This window comes from Rhodanobacter ginsengisoli, assembly GCF_042657065.1.
GTDB lineage: Bacteria > Pseudomonadota > Gammaproteobacteria > Xanthomonadales > Rhodanobacteraceae > Rhodanobacter > Rhodanobacter ginsengisoli.
Genome location: NZ_JBHSNF010000002.1, coordinates 822,890 through 842,609 on the forward strand (window position 1 = coordinate 822,890; position 19,720 = coordinate 842,609).

Below are 19,720 nucleotides of genomic sequence, written 5' to 3' on the forward strand. Positions count from 1 at the left end.
GCAGCCCGACACCGACAATCGCGTTTTCTTATGCCCTGACGCAATGGTTCGCAGATCCTTGGCATATCATCCACGCATGACATCAACTGACACGCCGCCGCCACAGCGCGCAACGACAGGCATGAGCCATGCCCTTGACCCTACCCTGATAAGCGCGCCAGTGGTTACCGGCAGCGGAGTGATGATCGTGCATCGCTCACTGGAAAAAGGCATCCCCGGCTACCGGACGGACCCTCTTTCGCCATGGGCCGGGTTGCTGCCACCGCTACTGCGCATGCGGCCAGGTCAGCCCTGCGCCATTACGCATGCCCAGCCAGAGCTTGGCCCCTGGGTTGCGCACAGGGACTCGACGCTGGTCGCAACATTTCACAGCTACAGCCTGGATCCCGAATTGCTCGGTGCAATGACTCGCCAGCAACGCCTGTTGCATCGATATGTGATCGCACCCGCGGTAGACGCATCGTTGAAGCGTGCCAGGTGGGTAACCGCCGTGAGCGACTTCACCGCGTCGCTGGTAGTGCAGCAGCATCAGGTCGGGAGGCGTCTGGTAGTCATAAAGAACGGAGTGGACAGCGCGCTCTTCAAGCCCGCTCCACCAGTCCGGCGCGATCCGGTACACATCCTCTTTGCGGGCAATCCACGTCGCTTGAAAGGTTCGCACCATCTAGAGGCGCTGGCCGATCGCCTGCCTAGTGGTGTGCTCATGCAATACACGACCGGGCTGCGGGACTCTGGCGTGGACGTTCCATCGGCGACGACGAGGCTGATTGCGATTCCACGCCGCACGCATGAACAAATGGCCGGCCTTTATCAACAAGCCGACATCCTGTTCTTCCCAACCCGGCGAGAAGGCCTGAGCCTCGCCGTCCTCGAGGCGATGGCCTGTGGCCTGCCGATCGTGGCGACCAGATGCTCTTCGATTCCGGAACTGGTGGAGCATGGCAAGGGAGGATTTCTGTTCGACATGGATGATCGCGAGCAGATGCTGAAATACCTGCTTCAGTTGACTAACGACCCCACTTTGCGTGCGGAGATGGGCGCCTATAACCGCGAAAGGATCCTTGCCGGTTTCACCTTGCAACAGATGATCGATGGTTACCGTGAGGTGTTTTCGGCATGCGACTGAGTAAGCAACGGCGCGCCGCTCATCCGAAGCCAGCCACCATTGTCGTCATCGGCGCTCGAAGCGGTAGATCAAGGTAGGGATCAATGCGCTGGCCGCGCGAAGCATACCGTCGGGAATGCGTCCGAGGATTTGCCGAAAAATCGATTCGCGCGCATATTCCAATTCCAGCGTCAAGTGCAAGGCTTCGACCGCCTTGCTTTCGAACCGGAAGCAGGCTGCGTGAAGCATCGCCTCCGCCCGCCGCTGCGTCAACGGCTCGCAGTCATATATCTCACCTTTGCGCATCGCCTGCAGATACGGCGTACGCCAGGCATGGGGCAACCAACTCAGGAATGCCAGCCGGTAGTGCGGCTCCACCAACATCCAGCGGTTCGGCACAGCGAGGTAGCCCACGCCATCTTCGCGCATCACCCGCCGCAGCTCCGCCAGGTGCGCACTTTGTGCCTTTTGGTCACCGACATGCTCGATCACATGATTGGTCAGCACGACATCGAATGACTGGTCCGCAAACGGTAGTTGGGTCCCCTGAACCTGATGATAGCGATACCCATCGCTGATCAATCGGTTGTCGTGGACGTCCACTGCATCGACTTCGCAATGCAGATGCTCGTGCGTGCCGAAGTAATGTGCAATGCCGCCCGAACCCGTACCGACTTCGAGCATGTGAATGGGTTGCGGCCGACTGGCAAGATCCAGCAGGCGTTCGATCTTCAGACCCTTCAGGCGGCGCGATGGAAGATCGAGTACGGCGTGCGGCTGGCGCACCGACGACATGCTGTGCCCATCACCAAGATGATTGCGGGCTCGGGCATCAGACATCGGAAGACCTCAGAATCTTGCGCAAGCGTTCTCCGAAAACTGACCATGCTTTGCCTGCCGCGAATTCAAGGCAGGCACCTGCCGCATCATCGCGGGCCTGTGCCAATTGTCTAATCACAGCATCGCCCAAGCCATCATAGTTGCCGGGCTCCACCAGGGTGCCAGTCCGGCCATCCTGGACCGCATCGGGCACACCACCCACCGCGAAGGCGACGGTGACCAAACCGTGAGCCGCAGACTCCAGCGCCACCATGCCGAAACCCTCCACGTCACCGGGTAAGTCGAGCACAGGGAAAATATGCAGATCGGCAGCCTGATAGGCGGCGTCAAGGGTTGCCTCGTCACAACGACCGAGAAAGTGCAGGCTGGACTCGACACCTGCAAGGTGCGCAGCCGTGAGAATGCGTTCGCGCTCCGAACCAGTCCGCGTGTGCAGGGCATCACTGGCTTCATCGCCGATGACGAGCAACAGTGCGTCCGGATGCCGGGCGACGATGGTCGGCAATGTCCTGGTCACAAACTCGACCAGACCCTTGCGCTGGGTCAGCCGTCCCACCGAAATCAGCAGCGGCCGCTGCCCGAAATCATGCCGCTCGCGGAAATCATGCCTGGCATTCGTATCCAGCACGGGCAGATCAGTTCCCGGATGCAACACGTGTAACTTGTCGGATCGCACTCCATGCCCCTGTGCCAACCGCGCCGTGCTGGCGCTGTTCACCAGGGCTACGTCACAACGTCGAATGAAGGGCAACCAAAACGACTGATAAACCCGACTCGGTGCCACGATGTCGAGTCCGTGCAGATAGACCGCCACCCTGCCCCCGCTGCAACGTGCAGCTAGCCATGCGATCGGCGCGGTCAGGCCACTCCCCGCAATGACCCATTCGGGCCTGCGCCGCAACGCCAACAGCATTGCCCGCCAGAGGGTTGCAGCCAAGAATGCCGCCAACGGTTTGACTCCGCTCTCGCTCACCTCGGTGTTCAGTGGCGCGTGGGCGACGCACCCGGCCGGCCCGCACAGCGCGATGCGCCAGGCCGGTTGCAAGGCGGCAAGCAGATGCTGGTTGACCTTCTCCATGCCGCCAAGCAGCGGCGGAAAATTACGTGTTACCAGCAACGCCAGAGGGGTTGAGGGCTTGCTGTCAGGCATCGCGTCGATACATCAAACCGGTAATCTGCTCAGACACCAGTCCGATCAGAAACACAATCACCGCCGCACTCCACATGAGCGTGCTGCCGTTGGTAAGCCTTCCCTCATGCATGAAGGTCCAGGCGTAATTTGCGCAACCGAGCAGGAAGAACATCGCACTGGCTGGCACGAACAGCTTCAACGGCGAGTACAGCGTGGCGATCTTGAAGATGATCAGCAGGAAGCGCACGCCGTCGCGCAGCGGCCTGATGTGGCTCTTGCCGACGCGCTGGGCGGCCTTGATCGGGATATAGGCCACCGGATAGGCGCTGCGGAAGAAGGCCATGGTGCTGGTGGTGGGGTAGCTGAAGCCGTTCGGCAGCAGGTGCAGGAATTCGCGGAACTTGTCCGCGCGCACGGCGCGGAAGCCCGAGGTGAGATCGAGTACCGGGTGACCGGTCATGCGGGTGGCCAGCCAGTTGTACAAGGTGTTGGCGAGCCCGCGGCCAACGCCGGCCTGGCTGCCCCAGTCGCGGGCGCCCACCACCATGTCGTAGCCACGGCCCAACTGGTCGAGCAGGCGCTTGATGTCGGCGGGGTCATGCTGGCCGTCGCCGTCCATGAATACCAGGATGTCGCCGGTGGCGGCACGGGCGCCGCGCTTGATCGCCGCGCCGTTGCCCATGGAATACGGCGAGGAGAGGCATTCGACGCCATGGCTCCGGCAGATGCTGCGGGTATCGTCGGTGGAACCGTCGTCGACCACGATGATCTCCGCGCCGGGATACGCGGCGCGCAGGCTCGGCAACAGTGATGCCAGCGCGGGCGCTTCGTTCTTGGCGGGTAAAATGATGCTGAGCTGGTTCAAAATTGGCTCCCCCATGAAGCGCCGATGATAGCGTGAAGGCCAACCGGCGGCTGTGCCGGATGTTGGAGTTTCATGATTGGTCCACCGCAGCGGTCGCTTCCGGCAAGGCACGACCGATCGGCCGCAGATCCTTCCGCCAAGGAGTCGGTACGGGCGATAGGAACCCGGCCGGGGCCCCGGATCCGTAGCCCCGGGACCCGGGACGCCTCAGCCAAAAGTGTCGATCGCGCCCGTCCGGGAAGGCCACGGGACGATCGGTTTGTGCGCCGCATCACCACGAACCGGTCGTAGCTGCAGGGAATGGATGACCTGAGCGCCAGACTGCGGTAGATTCAACCACATACGGGGAAAGGGTCACGTTGGTTATGTCATCTCAAATGCAACCGTCGCTCGCGGGTTTGTCGGGCATGGCGCGCCGCCTGGTGTCCGAGGGCGTGCTGCCGGAAGCGGACGTACGCAAGGCGATGACCGATTGCGGCCAGCAGAAGGCCTCGCTGGGAGCATGGCTGCTTGATCACAACCTGGTCGAGGGTTCCCAACTGACCCGGATCGCCTCGGTCGAATTCGGCATGCCGATGATGGACGTGGCTTCGCTGAACCCCGCGACTATGCCGCTGGACCTGATCAGCGAGGCACTGATCACCAAGCATCAGGCGCTGCCGTTGTTCCGTCGCGGCAAGCGGCTGTTTGTCGGCATCGCCGACCCGATGCAGTCGCATGCCCTTGACGAGATCAAGTTCCATTCCAACTGCATGGTGGAACCCATCCTGGTCGAACGCGGCTCGCTGCAACGGGTGATCGAGAGCCTGTTGAGCAACATGCGCGACACCATGCCCGACATGGGCGGTGGCGACCTGGACGATCTGGATATTGAAGTAGGCGATGACGAGGCCGAGTCCACCGGCATCGATGCCAATGCCATGGACGACGCCCCGGTGGTGAAGTTCGTCAACAAGATCCTGGTCGACGCGATCCGTCGTGGCGCCTCGGATATCCACTTCGAACCGTTCGAGACCCAGTACCGGGTGCGCCTGCGCATGGACGGCATGCTCAAGGCGGTGGCCAGCCCCCCGATGAAGATGGCCAACCGCATCTCCTCACGCATCAAGGTGATGGCGCAGCTGGACATCGCCGAGAAGCGCGTCCCCCAGGATGGGCGCATCAAGCTCAACCTGTCCAAGACCCGCGCGATCGACTTTCGTGTGAGCACGCTGCCGACCCTGTTCGGCGAGAAGATCGTGCTGCGTATCCTGGACGGGTCCTCGGCCAAGATCGGCATCGAGAAGCTCGGCTACGAGCCGGATCAGCAGAAACTCTACCTCGATGCTATCCAGAAACCGTACGGCATGGTGCTGGTAACCGGCCCGACCGGCTCGGGCAAGACGGTGTCGCTGTATACCGGCCTGAACATACTCAATACCGCCGAGCGCAACATCTCGACGGTGGAGGACCCGGTCGAGATCCGCGTCGAGGGCATCAACCAGGTGCAGCAGAACGTGAAGCGGGGCATGACCTTCGCCAGCGCGTTGCGCTCGTTCCTGCGTCAGGATCCGGACGTGATCATGGTCGGCGAGATCCGCGACCTGGAAACCGCCGAGATCGCGATCAAGGCCGCCCAGACCGGTCACATGGTGTTGTCCACCTTGCATACCAACGATGCCGCGCAGACCATCGCGCGCCTGATGAACATGGGCATCGCGCCATACAACATCATCTCGTCGGTCACCCTGATCATCGCCCAGCGCCTGGCCCGGCGTCTGCACGACTGCAAAAAACCGATGGAGCTGCCGCCGCAGGTGCTGCTGAAAGCGGGTTTCACCCAGGCCGACATCGATGCGGGGTTGACCGTCTATGAGGCAGGCAACTGCGAGGGCTGCAACGAGGGCTACAAGGGCCGCGTGGGCATCTATCAGGTGATGCCGATGCTGGAGGAAATCCAGAAGATCATCCTGCAGGGCGGCAATGCGATGCAGATCTCCGAGGTGGCCAAGGCCGCCGGGATAAATGACCTGCGCGCATCCGCCCTGCTCAAGGTGAAGCAGGGACTGACCAGCCTGACCGAAATCGATCGGGTGACCAAGGAGTAATTGGTGAATCCGGGACACCTGCGGCATCGAACTTGCGTCCAGCGCCACGTTTTGCCGCCTCGAAAATGACATAAGCTGTACAAATACCTTGCCAGCCGCCCACCTGAGCGGCTTCGGGATCGAACAACTGGGGGAAGATGCGCATGGCCACGGCTACCGCAAACGCAAACAAGACGCGCGCGCTTGGCGCCCAGCGTGCCGAAGTCAGCAAGCTGACCACCTACGAGTGGGTGGCGCTGGACAAACGCGGCAAACGCATGAAGGGCGACATGCCGGCGAAGAACGCCTCGCTGGTCAAGGCGGAGCTGCGCCGCCAGGGCATGAACCCGCAAACCGTGCGGGAGCGCTCCAAACCGCTGTTCGGCGCGACCGGCAGCACGGTCAAGCCAGGCGACGTCGCGGTATTCAGCCGCCAGATCGCCACCATGATGGCCTCCGGCGTGCCGATGGTGCAGTCGTTCGACATCATCGCCGATGGCCAGAAGAACGTCCGCTTCAAGAACATCCTGCTCGACGTGAAACAGAACATCGAGGGCGGTGCCGCGCTGCACGAGGCGCTGGCCCGCTACCCGGTGCAGTTCGACGAGCTCTACTGCAATCTGGTGCATGCCGGCGAGACGTCGGGCGTGCTGGACACCGTGCTGGATACCGTGGCGACCTACAAGGAGCGCACGGAAGCGATCAAGAAGAAGATCAAGAAGGCGCTGTTCTACCCGATGATGGTGCTGGCGGTGGTGTTCATGGTCATCCTGATCATGCTGCTGTTCGTGGTGCCGGTTTTCGCCAAGACCTTCCAGGACGCCGGCGCCCAGCTGCCGGCGCCGACCCAGCTGCTGGTGACCGCGTCGGAGTTCATGCAGAGCTACTGGTTCATCGTGGTCGGCATCATCGTGGGCGGCATCGCCGCGCTGGTCATCGCCAAGAAGCGCTCGGTGAAATTTGCCCATTTCCTCGACCGCATGGCGTTGAAGATGCCGGTGATGGGCAATATCGTGCGCAACTCCGCGATCGCCCGCTTCGCCCGCACCCTGGGCGTGACCTTCCGCGCCGGCGTACCGCTGGTCGAGGCGCTGGACGCGGTGGCCGGTGCCACCGGCAGTGTGGTCTACGGCGATGCCGTGAAGCAGATGCGTGACGACATCTCGGTTGGCCATCAGCTGCAGTTGGCGATGAAGCAGACCGGCCTGTTCCCCAACATGGTGGTGCAGATGACCGCTATCGGCGAGGAATCCGGCGCGCTGGACAACATGCTGTTCAAGGTCGCCGAGTTCTACGAGGAAGAGGTCAGCAACGCGGTCGACACCCTGTCCACCCTGCTTGAACCGATCATCATGGTGGTGCTGGGCACGCTGGTTGGCGGCATGGTCATCGCCCTGTACCTGCCGATCTTCAAGCTCGCCGGCACGTTCTAGACCGCCCCAACCCGAAGACGCCGCAGTTGTTGCCGCGATCCGGCGATAATGCGGCGTTTTCTTTGCGCAGGAGTTCGTGATGCCCGACATGCCACTGGCTGCATGGATTGCCCTGGCCGGCGTACTCGGCCTGCTGGTGGGCAGCTTCCTCAATGTGGTGATTCTGCGCCTGCCCGAGCGCATGGCGGCCGGCTGGCGGCGGGAAGCACGCGAGGTACTGGAGCTGGAAGCCGATGCGACGCCGTTGCCGCCAGGCATCGTGCGCGAGCCCTCGCATTGTCCGCAGTGCAAGCACCCGCTGTCGGCGCTGGACAATATTCCGCTGTTCGGCTGGCTGCTGCTGGGCGGGCGTTGCCGCTACTGCAAGACGAAGATATCGATCCAATATCCACTGATCGAACTGCTCAGCGGCCTGCTGAGTGCGGTGGTGGTATGGAAGTTCGGGCCGTCCTGGGCGGCACTCGCCGGACTGATTCTCACCTGGACCCTGATCGCGCTGTCCGGCATCGACTTCCGCACGCAACTGCTGCCCGACCAGCTGACTTTTCCGCTGCTCTGGCTGGGCCTGCTGCTCTCGTTGCTGCCGATGTTCGTGATCGCACCCTCGGCGATCATCGGTGCCGCCGTCGGTTACCTGAGCCTGTGGAGCGTGTACTGGGGATTCAAGCTGCTGACCGGCAAGGAAGGCATGGGCCACGGCGATTTCAAGCTGCTGGCTGCACTCGGCGCGTGGATGGGACCGGTGTCGCTGCTGCCGATGATCCTGCTGTCCTCGCTGATCGGCGCACTGGTCGGCGGCGTCCTGATCCTGCTGCGCAGGCACGAGCGCGAGATCCCGATGCCGTTCGGGCCATTCATCGCCGCCGCGGGCTGGGTCTGGTTCATTGCCGGTCACGGCCTGCTGCAGGGCTACATGCAGCTCACCGGCCTGCGATGAACGAGCGGCCGCAAGCCCTGGTCATCGCCCTGACCGGTGGTGTCGCTGCGGGCAAGACGGCCGTGGCCCGACGCTTCACCGCGCTGGGGGTCCCCGTGCATGATGCCGACGTGGCGGCACGCGAGGTGATCGAGCCGGGCACACCTGGCCTTGCTGCCGTGGTGGCCGCGTTCGGTGCCGACGTGCTGGACGGATCGGGCCGACTGGACCGCCGGAGCATGCGGGAACGCGTATTTGCCGATCCCGAGGCAAGAAAGACGCTGGAGGCGATCATCCATCCCCGCGTGCGCCAGTGGCTGTTCGAACGGGCCCTGACCGAACACGCCCCGTACTGCCTGCTGGCGATTCCCCTGCTGGCCGAAAACATCGACCACTACCGCTGGGTCAATCGCGTATTGCTGGTCGACGCACCCGAATCGGTGCAGGTAAAACGGCTGATGGCGCGCGACGGCATCGGAGAAACACTGGCGCGTCGCATGCTGGCGCAGCAGGCCAGCCGTGCCGAGCGGCTGGCACTGGCTGACGACGTGATCGAGAACAGCGGCGACGAATCCGCGCTCGACCGCGCGGTCGACAAGTTGCATCAGCGCTATCTGGCCTTGGCCGACAAGCCTGCGTAGGAACAACCGGACATGAATTGTCGCCACAAAAATGAGGTTCCTGCATGACCGGATCAGTGCGGTCGTGCGAGCCTCAGGTAGTGAGTTGATTTGCGCGAAGCAACGCCCGCAGGATGGGCTGGTCGGCCGGAGTCAGAAGCAACGGATCGATTTGCGCTGGCGGCAGCCACTGCAGCGCCTGCCCTTCCAGCGAACGCGGCACGCCCTCCCACCGATCGACCCGCCAGGCGTCGAGCAACAATTCCTGCTCGCCGTACTGCCAGGGCACCCGGATCAGCGGCTCGGCGCGCCGCATGCGGATGCCGAGCTCCTCTTGCAGTTCGCGCGCCAGTGCCGCCAGTGGCGTTTCGCCCGACTCGAGCTTGCCGCCGGGGAACTCCCACATGCCGGCCAGATGCTTGCCGGCCGGACGCTGTGCCAGCAACACGCGGCCTTCGGCGTCGATCAGCAGGCCGGCCATCACATGCATGACCGGCTTCGGCGCGGCGGACGCGGGCATCAGCTGTTGCGCAGGTACTCGACCATGTCGAAGTCGTAGGCGTGCTCGGCGTCGGCCTTGTGATGCACGCGGGAAACCTCGGTCCAGTCGCTGAAATGCACGCCGGGGAAAAAGGTATCGGCACCGTCGATCGCAGCGCTGACCCAGGTCAGGTACATCCGGCGTGCCCGCGGCAACGCTTCGGAAAACACCATGCCGCCGCCGATCACCATCAATCCGGTATTGCTGCAACGCGCCTGCGCTTCCTCGATCGAGCGCACGGTGATCTGGCCCGGAAACGGCGCCTCGTGCCGACGCGACAACACCAGGTTGACCCGGTCGGGCAAGGCCCGGCCTATCGACACGGCCGTGTTGTAGCCCATCAGCACGTTCTTGCCGGTGGTCAGCTGCTTGAACCAGCGCAGGTCATCGGGCAGATGCCAGGGCAACTGCCCCTTGCGGCCAATGGCGAAATTTTCGTCGAGTGCGGCAATCAGCGAGATGGCCATAACGGGTCCTTGAAAAGCATGCTCTATGGAACGGGCGGCGCCTCGGGCTGGCGCCGCCGATTGCATGGAATCTTAGCAGGGTGCGGCAGCGGCGCGATGACCCGGCATGCACTGCCCTGGTGGCAGGCGGTGCGGCGAAATCCCTTGCTAGACGGCCACCGGGGCCTTGATCGCCGGGTGCGGCTGGTAGCCCTCGATCGCGATGTCCTCGTAGCGGAAATCAAAGATCGAACGCACCGCGGGGTTGAGCTTCAGCTGCGGCAGCGGCCGCACGTCCCGGGTCAATTGCAGGCGCGCCTGCTCCAGGTGGTTGTTGTACAGATGGGCATCGCCCAGGGTATGCACGAAGTCGCCTACGCCCAGCCCGCAAACCTGGGCAACCATGTGGGTAAGCAGCGCATAACTGGCGATATTGAACGGCACACCGAGGAAGATGTCACCCGAGCGCTGGTACAGCTGGCAGCTGAGCTTGCCGTCGGCGACATAGAACTGGAACAGCGTATGGCAGGGCATCAGCGCCATCTTCGGCAACTCGCCCACGTTCCAGGCGCTGACGATGAGCCGGCGCGAATCCGGATTGCGCCGGATCTCGTCGATCACCCAGCTGATCTGGTCGACCACGTCACCGTCCGCGGTTGGCCACGCGCGCCATTGCTGGCCGTAGACCGGACCGAGTTCGCCGTTCGAGTCGGCCCACTCGTCCCAGATACGCACGCCGTGCTCTTTCAGGTAGGCGATGTTGGTGTCGCCGCGCAGGAACCAGATCAGCTCGTGCACGATCGATTTCAGGTGCAGTTTCTTGGTGGTGACGAGCGGGAAACCCTCGCCGAGATCGAAGCGCATCTGCCAGCCGAACACGCTGCGTGTGCCGGTGCCGGTGCGATCGGTCTTGTCGGTGCCATGGTCGAGCACGTGACGGAGCAAATTCAGATAAGCATGCATCGGCAAGTCCTAACCGGTGAGGATGCAGCCGCCGTACCCCGGCCGCGTGTCGGGAAGCCAGCTCAGGCCAGCGGCAAGGTCGGCGCGCGTCGCGACCACGCGACCAGCAGCAGGCCGACCACGATCAACGGCAGCGACTGGATCTGCCCCATGGTCAGCCAGCCCCAGGCGAGATAGCCAAGCTGTGGGTCGGGTACGCGCACGAACTCCACCGCGAAGCGGAAGCAGCCGTAGAGCAGCGCGAACAGACCGGAAACCAGGTAGCGCGGCCGCGGTTTCAGCGACACCAGCCACAGCACCACGAACAGCACCACACCCTCCAGCAGCAGCTCGTACAGCTGCGAGGGGTGTCGTGGCTGGCGATCCGGTGCATGTGGAAAGATCATCGCCCAGGACGCGTCGCTGGGCTTGCCCCACAGTTCGCCGTTGATGAAATTGCCGAGCCGCCCCAGACCCAGCCCGATCGGCACCAGCGGCGCCACGAAGTCGACCGTATCGAAGAAGTGCAGCGCGTGCCGGCGCGACCACCACCAGCCGGCAGCCAGCACGCCGAGCAGCCCGCCGTGAAAGCTCATGCCGCCGTCCCATACGCGGAACAGCGCCAGCGGATCGGTCCAGATCCAGCGGATGCCGCCGTCGTAATAGAACAGCATGTACCAGATCCGCCCGCCGACGATCACGCCCAGCATGCCGTAGAAAAGCAGGTCGCTCAGCGCGTCGCGACTCACCGGCAGGCGCCCGCGCCGGCGTCGGTACTCGCCCAGTACCGCGACGAAGAAAAAGCCGAGCAGGTACATCAGACCGTACCAGTGCACCTGGATCGGACCGAGGTGGAAGGCAACCGGATCGAACTCGACGACAAGAGGCTGGGACATGCTCACGACACTGGCTGGCAAAGGCCAAGTGTAACGGGAGCGCGCGGCCCGGCGTCAGCGCCCTCTTTCGATCAGGCCGGCCAACAGGCTAGAATCGCAGGCTGACACTGTCCTGGTCGGGGGATCGGGCAGTCGTCACCGTTGCTGACAGGGATGCTTGCATCCAGCCCGTTCGTCGCGCTCCAGGCGATCGGGTTCAACACACGGAGCGTGTCAGGGGAAATCCATGTCCTACCGTTTTGCGCGCGCCGTGCAGCGCGCTGTGGCGTGCTGCCGCGCTGGCCAGCCGATCCGGCAGGCGACCGCGGGACCGGGGATCAGGGCAATCGACCGCACCGCTCGCCAGCGTTTGCCGAATCTGTTCGCCCCTCTTTCGTCAGCGGCAGGACCTTGCCGCAAGCCTGTCACTAGCCGCAGTCGGCCCGTCACCGCACGGGACCGTTTCGATGCCGCCTCTTGAAGCCACTGCCCGCGGTGCGTTCGCGCCGCCACGCCGCTTCGAATCACAAGGACCCATCATGCCAATCGCACTACGCCGCCTGCTGGCAATTGCCTTCATGCTTGTTTCGCTTCCCGCCTTCGCGGCACCATCCGCCTTGTTGCCCGTCCAGGATTTCGCCCGCCACGGCGAGTTGAGCAACCCCAGCCTCTCCCCGGATGGCCAGCTGTTGGCTGTGGCCGTGCGCAGCACCGATGCCGATGGCAACAGCCACTATCAGCTGGCGGTGCTCCACCTGCCCGATCTGAAGCCGCTGAGCCGACTCGATATGGCCCGACGCAACGTGCCCGGGCAGGTCGTGTGGGTCAGCAACACCCGCCTGGTGGTGGCGCTGGCCTATGAGTCCGCGTGGCTGGACGTGCCGCAGATGACCGGTGATCTGGTCGCGCTGGACTACGACGGCAGCCACAAGACCACCTTGTACAGCCTGGCTGAACGCGGCAAGTCGATCCACTCGCAGGACATGCCGAAGGGCTCGGCATCCATCGCCGGCATACCGGAAACGCGCAACGGCCACATCTACGTCAACCTGCGGCCGTTCCCGAGTGGCAGTTACACCATGTACGACGCCCACAGCAGCATGGTCTACGACGTCGACACGAGCAACGGCAGCGCCCAGTTGATGGGCAAGATCGACAAGGGCGACATGAGCTTCGTCATGCACGCCGGCATCGCCCGTTTCGCCTACGGCTCGCCCGATGCCGGTGCCACCATCAACACCTATGCCCGCGACGGCAAGGATCAGCCCTGGCACCTGCTGCCTGCCAGCGTCACCGGCAAGGCGCTGATCCCCCAGCAGATCAGCGCCGACGGCAGCACGATGTGGTCGATCTACAGCGCCGACGGTGGCCCCGAAATGCTGGTTTCCAGCAAGCTGGACGGCGGCGGTCGCAAGGTACTAGCCAGCGACAACTTCTCCGCCATCGGCGACATCCTGTGGGCACCGCATCATGGCGCTCCGTACGCCGCCAGCCCAGCCGTGGGTCGCCCCCGCTTCCTCTACCTGGACGACAGCCCACTGGCCCGGGTGCACAAGGCGCTCAGCGACAAGTTTCCCGATGAGGTGATCGACTTCGCCGGGCGCAGCGATGACGGCATGGTGCTGCTGATACACGCCTACAGCGACCGCGACCCGGGTACCTTCGCCCTGTTCGACCGCCACAACATGAACCTGCGGCCGCTGTTCCAGGTGGAGCCGTGGATCAAGCCGGCGCAGATGGCCGCGCGCCAGCCGATCCGCTTCAAGGCCAGCGATGGCGTGGAACTGGACGGCTATCTGACCGTCCCGGGTGACGGCACCAAAGCGCATCCGATGGTACTGCTGCCGCATGGTGGCCCGATTGGCGTTGCCGACGGCTGGGCCTACGACACCGATGCCCAGTTCCTGGCCAGCCGCGGCTATGCGGTCTTGCAGGTGAACTACCGTGGCTCCTCCGGTCGCGGCATGAATTTCATGCGCGCCGGCTACAGGCAGTTTGGCGATCGCATCCAGCATGACCTGATCGACGGTGTGCACTGGGCGATCGAGCAGGGTCATGCCGACCGGAACCGCATTTGCGTCTACGGTGGCAGCTTCGGCGGCTATTCGGCGCTGATGACGCCGATCGTGGCGCCGGGGCTGTTCAAGTGCGCGATCGATTACGCCGGCGTGTCCGACTGGTCGATCGGCATGGATTACAGCGACACCAGTCACTTCTCCGCCGGCAAGACCTACTTCGCCGACGCCATCGGCGACAAGGCGGCCGCCCGTGCCATCTCGCCGCTGTACCAGCTGGACCGGTTCAACGTGCCGGTGCTGATCGCTCACGGCGAAGCCGACCCGCGCGTGCCGTTCCGCAACGCCACGGAACTGCGCTCGGCGCTGGACAAGGCGGGCAAGCCCTATGTGTGGCTGAGCAAGCCGAAGGAAGGTCACGGCTTCTACAGCGAGAAGGACCGCACCGACCTGTTGCAGCACATGCAGGATTTCCTCGGCAAGTACATCGGACACTGACATCGCGCGCCGACCGGAACGTTGCGGCTCCAGATGACAGAGCCGCACGTTCGTTGCACTTTGCCTCGCCTGCCTGAACCGTCCCGCAGCGGCTCTACAGCAGCACCGGCCGATCCGGCAGTTCATCCGGATCGGCCTTGTCATTGCCGGGAAAGTGCTTCAGCAGCAGGGTATGCGCGGCAGCGATGCCGCGCAGACTGCCGTCGCGCCATTGCCCGCGGGCATACTGCTCGCGCATGACGGCGCAAATCGCGTCCCACTCGTCCGGTGCCACCCGTGCGGCGACGCCGCGGTCGGCGACGATCTCGATGCGCCGCTCGGCCATCAACAGATAGAACAGCACGCCGCTGTTGTACTCGGTGTCCCAGACCCCCAGCTGGGCGAATACCTGCCGTGCCCGACCCGGTGCATCGAGGCCATCCAGTACCGCCAGCGGTGCCAACCGGGATTCGACGGCAAAGCGGATCTCGCCGCGATGGGTGCACTCGCCGGCGGCAATGGCGCCGGCCATCTCGTCCAGCAGCACGGCCGGAAAGCGGCGGCGCAACTGGAACCAGCCATTGAAAAGGTTTGCCAGCAATCGTTGCATGGTCGTCATCACCAGCTCCCCGACGAACCGCCGCCGCCGAAACTGCCGCCGCCTCCGCTGAAACCACCGCCACCGCTGCCCCCTCCGCCCCATCCCCCACCACCGCCGAAGCCGCCCCAGCCGCCCCAGCCGCCACCGCCGATCGAACGTCCGGCGCCACCGGGAAGCAACATCAGCACACCACCGATCACGGCCCCCAGGATGCCCGCCCCCATCGACACCAGCAGCCACAGCAGGCCACCGACCAGCGCCGCACCCAGCGGCGCGCGCACCCAGACCCTGGCCCGCCCCAGCAAGCCGCGCAGGAACAGCGCCACGAACACGCCGAGCACCAGGATGTTCTGCAAGCTTCGGCCGGAACGTGCACGCTCCGGCGCCCCCTCCACCGGCGGCGGCAACGGTTCCCCGTTGATCAACTGGGTCAGCGCACCCACGGCGTCGCTGATACCGCCAAAATAATCGTTCCCGCGAAATTTCGGGGCGAGGTATTCGCGAATGATCCTCGCGGCGGCCGCATCGGGAATGGCCCCCTCCAGACCGTATCCGACCTCGATGCGCACACGGCGGTCATTCTTGGCAATCAGCAAGAGCACGCCGTCATCGGTACCCTTGCGACCCACCTTGTTCGCTTCGGCAACGGCCAGCGAATAGCTCTCGATATCCTGCCCGCCGGTACTGCCGACCATCAGCACCACCAACTGTGCGCCCCTGGCTTTTTCCAGTGAAGTCAGCCGGGAATCCAGCTGGTCGACCTGTTGCTCCGTCAATGTGCCGGTGAGATCGGTGACATGCCTCGCCAGCTTCGGCACGCTGTCGGCCGCATGCAGAAGACCCGGCGACAGCAGGGCCATCGCCAGGATCAACCACAGGCGCGCAAGGCGCCAGGGCATCGTCAGTGCACCGAGCTGGCGGGGGCCGGCGTACCGTTGCCGAAATCCACCTTCGGCGCGGTGGAGATCGTCTTCTCATTGTCCACGCTGAAATTCGGCTTCACCTTGTAACCGAACATCTTCGCGGTCAGGTTGTTGGGGAAGGTGCGGATCATGCCGTTATATGCCTGCACCGCCTGGACGTAGCGATTGCGTGCCACGGTGACCCGGTTCTCGGTGCCTTCCAGCTGTGCCTGCAGGTTCTGGAACAGACCATCGGCCTTGAGCTGCGGATAGTTTTCACTGACCACCATCAGTCGCGACAACGCATTGCCCAGCTCGCCCTGTGCCGCCTGGAACTGCTGCAGCTTCTGCGGATCGTTGAGCGTATCGGCATTGACCTGGATGCTGCCGACCTTGGCGCGGGCGTTGGTCACCTCGATGAAGACCTTCTCCTCGTGCTGGGCGTAACCCTTGACCGTGTTGACCAGATTCGGCACCAGATCGGCGCGGCGCTGATACTGGTTCAGCACTTCGGACCAGGCTGCCTTGACTGCCTCGTCCTGGCGCTGGATGGCGTTGTAACCGCAACCGGTGAGGCTGACGGCGATCAGCAGCAGCACCAGCGTGCGCAGGATTTTCATGGGTTCGCTCCGGCCAGGGGGAGGTGCCATTCCATCATCCATCCCCCCGTGGCGCAATCGCTCCACCGGTCGCGCCCGGGCGCCGGCCAGCGACTACACCGATGTACCGATCGGTACTATATTGCCGGGTGGGAGCGGGACCTTTCGGCATCGCATGCGCGATCCGATTCTCAGGGAATTCAAGAGGAGCACATCATGAAGTCAGCTCGCCAGCAGATCATCTGCGCTACCGTCGGCAGTCTGCTTGCCTTCACGGCTACCGCCAGGACCGGCGAGAAAGCCGCGGCCCCGTTGCAGGATCAGCAATCGCAAAACGTGCTGGCGGCGATGAGCCGCAGCTCCACCTGGGGCCATCCCGACGAATACGGCGAGTTCACCGGCATGCAGCGTTACGCCGCCGGCAACTACAAGGCCGCGATGAAATATTTCCTGATCGGCGCCCGCTATGCCGACAAGCTGTCGCAGTTGAGCATCGGCATGATGTACCTCAACGGCGAGGGCGTGCGGAAGGATCCAGTCACGGCATTCGCCTGGATCGCGATTGCCGCTGAACGCAAGTATCCGCAGTTCCTTGCCACCCGCGATGCCGTATGGGCACAGCTCGATGCGCTGCAGCGCGAGCAGGCCAGAGCCAAGGTGGATGAGCTCTACCCCGAGTACGGCGATACCGCGGCCAAACGACGCATGACCCTGGTGCTGCGCTGGAACCACAGCCAGATGACGGGCTCACACCTGGGCTTCGGCGCCGATTCGGTATCCAGCCTCACGCCGGAACAATTCAATGGCACTGGTGCCGCGCCGCCGTGCGGCGCCGATACCATCGACGGGGCACCGATCACCGGCTGCGGCAACATCAACGCCAGTTGGCGCTGGGATCCCAAGCAGTATTTCGCCGCGCGTGATGGAGCTTGGACCGGCAAGGTCAGCGTCGGAGCAATGAAGCAGGTCGACGCCTCGGGCGTTCCGGTCAAACAGCCCGACCGACGCAAGGACATCCAGTAAACCGGTTGTGGCGCTGATTCACAGCCAGCGCGGCAACAGGATCAGGCCCCAGCTCAGCGCCACCAGCACCAGCAGCACGAAAACCGCGGCCGAACCCATGTCCTTGGCGCGCCCGGCCAGCTCGTGGAAGTCCGGACTGACCTTGTCGACCACCGCCTCGATCGCCGAGTTGAGCAACTCGGCCGACAGCACCAGCAACGGTGCCAGGATCAAGGCGAATTTCTCCAGCCCGCCGTGACCCAGCCACAGGCCGAGCGGCACCAGCACGATCACCAGGCAGGCCTCCAGCCGGAACGACGCCTCGTGGCGCCAGGCTGCACGAAACCCCTTCATCGACCACTGGAATGCATTCCAGAGCTGTCTGGGACCACGAAAACCTTCGGCCGCCATGCTGACGCGACCGCTCAGCCAGCCGCCGGTGACGGCGACCCGGCGATCGCCATGACGGCAGGAAGGCAGCTCACCCTGAGGTGAGCCGATGATGGCGGCGCGGCGATCGGCATGAGCGAAAAACTCTCTTCAAACAGGCGGGTGCAGGCGCACCATGATGCCACAAGCACCCATCCGGCAATCGGCCGGCCGATGCCATCGGCATGAGCGCACCGGCCTCGACAGGCGGCTGTCCGGATCTTTTGCCATGTCGCAGTGCAGCTACATCGTGATGGCGAATGGGTTACGCTTCGTCGGATGTGGCCCGTTCTGGGGCGCACGGCGCAGGTGGCGTCACGACGCCTCCACGGTTTGAACAATGCACGGAAAAGATATGGCAACCCAGAATCCGCCCGTCTCACAGACTCGCTCCTTCAGCACCGTCTTCCTGATCGAAATGTGGGAGCGTTTCGGCTACTACGGCATGCAGGCGCTCATCGTGTATTACATGGTGCAGCGTCTTGGCTTTGCCGATGACAAGGCCAATCTGGTCTGGAGCGCGGCGGCGGCACTGATCTACGTGGCACCGGCGATCGGCGGCTGGGTCGGCGACAAGATCCTCGGCACCCGACGCACGATGCTGATCGGCGCCACCATCCTCTCCCTCGGCTACGCCCTGATGGCGGTACCGGGCCAGAGCGTGTGGTTCCTGTATTGCTCGCTCGGTGTGATCGTGGTCGGCAACGGCCTGTTCAAGCCGAATGCCGGCAACCTGGTGCGCAAGATCTACGACGGCGACGACTCCAAGATCGACAGCGCGTTCACCATCTACTACATGGCCGTGAACATCGGCTCGACCATCTCGATGCTGCTCACACCCTGGATCAAGGACTACGTGAACCAGCGCTACGGCCATGAACTGGGCTGGCATGCTGCGTTTGCCGTTTGTGCGTTCGGGTTGCTGGTGGGCCTGACCAACTACATGGTGATGCGCCATACCCTGAGGCACGTGGGTTCGGCGCCCGACGAGCAGCCCGTGCACTCCGGCAAGCTGACCGCGGTACTGGGTGTCGGTGTGCTGGCCGTCTTCGCCGCGGCATACGTGCTCGGCCACGAGTCCGTCGCACGGATCTTCGTCTATGTGGCCGGCGCCGTGGTGCTGGCGATCTTCGCCTACCTGATCAGCAGCAGCGAGCGCTCGGAGCGCGCGGGTCTGATCGCCGCGCTCGTACTCACCGTGCAGACGGTTTTCTTCTTCGTGTTCTACCAGCAGATGTCGACGTCGCTGAACCTGTTCGCCCTGCGCAACGTGAATCCGAGCTTCGACGTTTTCGGCTTCCACCTGTGGAACTGGTCGCCTGCGCAGTTCCAGTCGTTCAACCCGATCTGGATCTTCATCCTCAGCCCGATCCTGGCGTTGCTGTACAGCGCCGCGGGGCGCAACGGCAAGGACATGTCGATCGCGACCAAGTTTGCGCTCGGCTTCGCCGCCGTCGCGCTGGGATTCTTCATCTACAGCTGGGCCAACCATTTCGCGGTGGACGGCAAGACCAGTTCGTGGGTGATGGTATGGGGCTACGGCGCCTCGTCACTGGGCGAACTGCTGGTCAGCGGCCTGGGCCTGGCCATGATTGCCCGCTACGTGCCGGAGCGCATGGGCGGCTTCATGATGGGAGCCTACTTCGTGGCATCGGGCATTTCCCAGTACCTGGGTGGCATCGTCGCCAATTTCGCCAGCATCCCGGAGAACATCACCGACCCGCTGCAGACCATGCCGATCTACACCGCACTGTTCGCCAAACTGGGTTGGGCCGGCATCGCCTGCACCGTGATCGCGCTGGCCGTGTTGCCGCTGATGAAAAAGCTGTCCGCCGAGCATCATTCGCACAACATCGCCACCGACAGCCCGCTGCCGACGATCGGTTCGGAACAGTAGAATATTGATCATCGCCA

The 19,720-nt window shown here is 63.8% G+C and carries 19 protein-coding genes; 8 read left to right on the forward strand and 11 right to left on the reverse strand.

Annotated elements, in window-relative coordinates:
- Positions 1–121: 121 nt before the first annotated feature.
- Positions 122–1,126: a glycosyltransferase family 4 protein gene (locus ACFPPA_RS12925; protein WP_377320471.1), complete on the forward strand. Its 1,005-nt coding sequence runs from the start codon at positions 122–124 to the stop codon at positions 1,124–1,126.
- 45 nt (positions 1,127–1,171) lie between these two features.
- Here ACFPPA_RS12925 and ACFPPA_RS12930 read toward each other — a convergent pair whose 3' ends face one another.
- The 3 genes from ACFPPA_RS12930 to ACFPPA_RS12940 are packed head-to-tail and all read right to left on the reverse strand — an operon-like array spanning position 1,172 to position 3,942.
- Positions 1,172–1,900: a class I SAM-dependent methyltransferase gene (locus ACFPPA_RS12930; RefSeq protein ID WP_377320473.1), complete on the reverse strand. Its 729-nt coding sequence runs from the start codon at positions 1,898–1,900 to the stop codon at positions 1,172–1,174.
- Between the two features lie 37 nt (positions 1,901–1,937).
- Positions 1,938–3,095, reverse strand: a complete 1,158-nt coding sequence (locus tag ACFPPA_RS12935) for a glycosyltransferase family 4 protein (protein ID WP_377320474.1) — start codon at positions 3,093–3,095, stop codon at positions 1,938–1,940.
- A complete protein-coding gene (locus tag ACFPPA_RS12940) occupies positions 3,088–3,942 on the reverse strand; it encodes a glycosyltransferase family 2 protein (protein ID WP_377320476.1) in 855 nt (284 codons plus the stop codon). Before ACFPPA_RS12940 ends, ACFPPA_RS12935 begins: the two co-directional genes overlap by 8 nt.
- A gap of 365 nt (positions 3,943–4,307) precedes the next feature.
- Between ACFPPA_RS12940 and pilB the strand changes: the two genes are divergently transcribed.
- From pilB to coaE, 4 genes are all read left to right on the forward strand, one after another.
- Positions 4,308–6,029, forward strand: a complete 1,722-nt coding sequence (gene pilB / locus ACFPPA_RS12945) for a type IV-A pilus assembly ATPase PilB (protein WP_377320477.1) — start codon at positions 4,308–4,310, stop codon at positions 6,027–6,029.
- 143 nt (positions 6,030–6,172) lie between these two features.
- Positions 6,173–7,441, forward strand: coding sequence for a type II secretion system F family protein (locus tag ACFPPA_RS12950; RefSeq protein ID WP_377320479.1), 1,269 nt, complete (start codon positions 6,173–6,175; stop codon positions 7,439–7,441).
- A gap of 79 nt (positions 7,442–7,520) precedes the next feature.
- Positions 7,521–8,378: a prepilin peptidase gene (locus ACFPPA_RS12955; RefSeq protein ID WP_377320481.1), complete on the forward strand. Its 858-nt coding sequence runs from the start codon at positions 7,521–7,523 to the stop codon at positions 8,376–8,378.
- Entirely contained in the window at positions 8,375–8,998 is a 624-nt protein-coding gene (gene coaE / locus ACFPPA_RS12960) for a dephospho-CoA kinase (RefSeq protein ID WP_377320483.1), read from the forward strand. The genes ACFPPA_RS12955 and coaE overlap by 4 nt, the downstream gene beginning before the upstream one ends.
- A 73-nt stretch (positions 8,999–9,071) precedes the next feature.
- On the opposite strand, the gene ACFPPA_RS12965 is transcribed toward coaE, so the two are convergent.
- The 4 genes from ACFPPA_RS12965 to lgt all read right to left on the reverse strand — a co-directional run bounded on the left by ACFPPA_RS12965 (position 9,072) and on the right by lgt (position 11,802).
- Positions 9,072–9,497, reverse strand: a complete 426-nt coding sequence (locus tag ACFPPA_RS12965; protein ID WP_377320485.1) for an NUDIX domain-containing protein — start codon at positions 9,495–9,497, stop codon at positions 9,072–9,074.
- Positions 9,497–9,985, reverse strand: coding sequence for a dihydrofolate reductase (locus ACFPPA_RS12970; RefSeq protein WP_377320487.1), 489 nt, complete (start codon positions 9,983–9,985; stop codon positions 9,497–9,499). Before ACFPPA_RS12970 ends, ACFPPA_RS12965 begins: the two co-directional genes overlap by 1 nt.
- Before the next feature lie 147 nt (positions 9,986–10,132).
- The gene (locus ACFPPA_RS12975) at positions 10,133–10,927 is read right to left on the reverse strand and encodes a thymidylate synthase (RefSeq protein WP_377320488.1); all 795 of its coding nucleotides are present in this window, start codon (positions 10,925–10,927) and stop codon (positions 10,133–10,135) included.
- Positions 10,928–10,989: 62 nt separating this feature from the next.
- Positions 10,990–11,802, reverse strand: a complete 813-nt coding sequence (gene lgt / locus ACFPPA_RS12980) for a prolipoprotein diacylglyceryl transferase (RefSeq protein WP_377320490.1) — start codon at positions 11,800–11,802, stop codon at positions 10,990–10,992.
- A gap of 518 nt (positions 11,803–12,320) precedes the next feature.
- Between lgt and ACFPPA_RS12985 the strand changes: the two genes are divergently transcribed.
- Entirely contained in the window at positions 12,321–14,294 is a 1,974-nt protein-coding gene (locus ACFPPA_RS12985) for an alpha/beta hydrolase family protein (RefSeq protein ID WP_377320492.1), read from the forward strand.
- 94 nt (positions 14,295–14,388) lie between these two features.
- Here ACFPPA_RS12985 and ACFPPA_RS12990 read toward each other — a convergent pair whose 3' ends face one another.
- Genes ACFPPA_RS12990 through ACFPPA_RS13000 form a run of 3 tightly spaced genes read right to left on the reverse strand, consistent with a single transcriptional unit; the run spans position 14,389 to position 16,396 of the window.
- A complete protein-coding gene (locus ACFPPA_RS12990) occupies positions 14,389–14,892 on the reverse strand; it encodes a TPM domain-containing protein (RefSeq protein ID WP_377320494.1) in 504 nt (167 codons plus the stop codon).
- On the reverse strand, positions 14,892–15,773 hold the full coding sequence (locus tag ACFPPA_RS12995) for a TPM domain-containing protein (protein WP_377320496.1): 882 nt from the start codon (positions 15,771–15,773) through the stop codon (positions 14,892–14,894). Before ACFPPA_RS12995 ends, ACFPPA_RS12990 begins: the two co-directional genes overlap by 1 nt.
- A gap of 2 nt (positions 15,774–15,775) precedes the next feature.
- The gene (locus ACFPPA_RS13000) at positions 15,776–16,396 is read right to left on the reverse strand and encodes a LemA family protein (protein WP_377320498.1); all 621 of its coding nucleotides are present in this window, start codon (positions 16,394–16,396) and stop codon (positions 15,776–15,778) included.
- A 195-nt stretch (positions 16,397–16,591) separates the two neighbouring features.
- On the opposite strand from ACFPPA_RS13000, the gene ACFPPA_RS13005 reads away from it, so the two are divergent.
- Positions 16,592–17,398 (forward strand): SEL1-like repeat protein, encoded by an 807-nt coding sequence (locus ACFPPA_RS13005; RefSeq protein WP_377320500.1) that lies wholly within the window; start codon positions 16,592–16,594, stop codon positions 17,396–17,398.
- Between the two features lie 18 nt (positions 17,399–17,416).
- Here ACFPPA_RS13005 and ACFPPA_RS13010 read toward each other — a convergent pair whose 3' ends face one another.
- Complete coding sequence (locus tag ACFPPA_RS13010; RefSeq protein ID WP_377320502.1) at positions 17,417–17,788, reverse strand: diacylglycerol kinase; 372 nt, start codon at positions 17,786–17,788, stop codon at positions 17,417–17,419.
- Positions 17,789–18,161: 373 nt separating this feature from the next.
- Between ACFPPA_RS13010 and ACFPPA_RS13015 the strand changes: the two genes are divergently transcribed.
- A complete protein-coding gene (locus tag ACFPPA_RS13015; protein WP_377320504.1) occupies positions 18,162–19,703 on the forward strand; it encodes a peptide MFS transporter in 1,542 nt (513 codons plus the stop codon).
- The last annotated feature ends 17 nt before the right edge of the window (positions 19,704–19,720 follow it).

Excerpts from the sequence above, each read along its gene's own strand:
- ACFPPA_RS12925 (WP_377320471.1), top strand. The coding sequence starts at position 122 with ATGAGCCATGCCCTTGACCCTACCCTGATAAGCGCGCCAGTGGTTACC.
- ACFPPA_RS12930 (WP_377320473.1), bottom strand. The coding sequence starts at position 1,900 with ATGTCGTCGGTGCGCCAGCCGCACGCCGTACTCGATCTTCCATCGCGC.
- ACFPPA_RS12935 (WP_377320474.1), bottom strand. The coding sequence starts at position 3,095 with ATGCCTGACAGCAAGCCCTCAACCCCTCTGGCGTTGCTGGTAACACGT.
- pilB (WP_377320477.1), top strand. The coding sequence starts at position 4,308 with ATGTCATCTCAAATGCAACCGTCGCTCGCGGGTTTGTCGGGCATGGCG.
- ACFPPA_RS12950 (WP_377320479.1), top strand. The coding sequence starts at position 6,173 with ATGGCCACGGCTACCGCAAACGCAAACAAGACGCGCGCGCTTGGCGCC.
- ACFPPA_RS12955 (WP_377320481.1), top strand. The coding sequence starts at position 7,521 with ATGCCCGACATGCCACTGGCTGCATGGATTGCCCTGGCCGGCGTACTC.
- coaE (WP_377320483.1), top strand. The coding sequence starts at position 8,375 with ATGAACGAGCGGCCGCAAGCCCTGGTCATCGCCCTGACCGGTGGTGTC.
- ACFPPA_RS12965 (WP_377320485.1), bottom strand. The coding sequence starts at position 9,497 with ATGCCCGCGTCCGCCGCGCCGAAGCCGGTCATGCATGTGATGGCCGGC.
- ACFPPA_RS12970 (WP_377320487.1), bottom strand. The coding sequence starts at position 9,985 with ATGGCCATCTCGCTGATTGCCGCACTCGACGAAAATTTCGCCATTGGC.
- ACFPPA_RS12975 (WP_377320488.1), bottom strand. The coding sequence starts at position 10,927 with ATGCATGCTTATCTGAATTTGCTCCGTCACGTGCTCGACCATGGCACC.
- lgt (WP_377320490.1), bottom strand. The coding sequence starts at position 11,802 with ATGTCCCAGCCTCTTGTCGTCGAGTTCGATCCGGTTGCCTTCCACCTC.
- ACFPPA_RS12985 (WP_377320492.1), top strand. The coding sequence starts at position 12,321 with ATGCCAATCGCACTACGCCGCCTGCTGGCAATTGCCTTCATGCTTGTT.
- ACFPPA_RS12990 (WP_377320494.1), bottom strand. The coding sequence starts at position 14,892 with ATGACGACCATGCAACGATTGCTGGCAAACCTTTTCAATGGCTGGTTC.
- ACFPPA_RS12995 (WP_377320496.1), bottom strand. The coding sequence starts at position 15,773 with ATGCCCTGGCGCCTTGCGCGCCTGTGGTTGATCCTGGCGATGGCCCTG.
- ACFPPA_RS13000 (WP_377320498.1), bottom strand. The coding sequence starts at position 16,396 with ATGAAAATCCTGCGCACGCTGGTGCTGCTGCTGATCGCCGTCAGCCTC.
- ACFPPA_RS13005 (WP_377320500.1), top strand. The coding sequence starts at position 16,592 with ATGAAGTCAGCTCGCCAGCAGATCATCTGCGCTACCGTCGGCAGTCTG.
- ACFPPA_RS13010 (WP_377320502.1), bottom strand. The coding sequence starts at position 17,788 with ATGGCGGCCGAAGGTTTTCGTGGTCCCAGACAGCTCTGGAATGCATTC.
- ACFPPA_RS13015 (WP_377320504.1), top strand. The coding sequence starts at position 18,162 with ATGGCAACCCAGAATCCGCCCGTCTCACAGACTCGCTCCTTCAGCACC.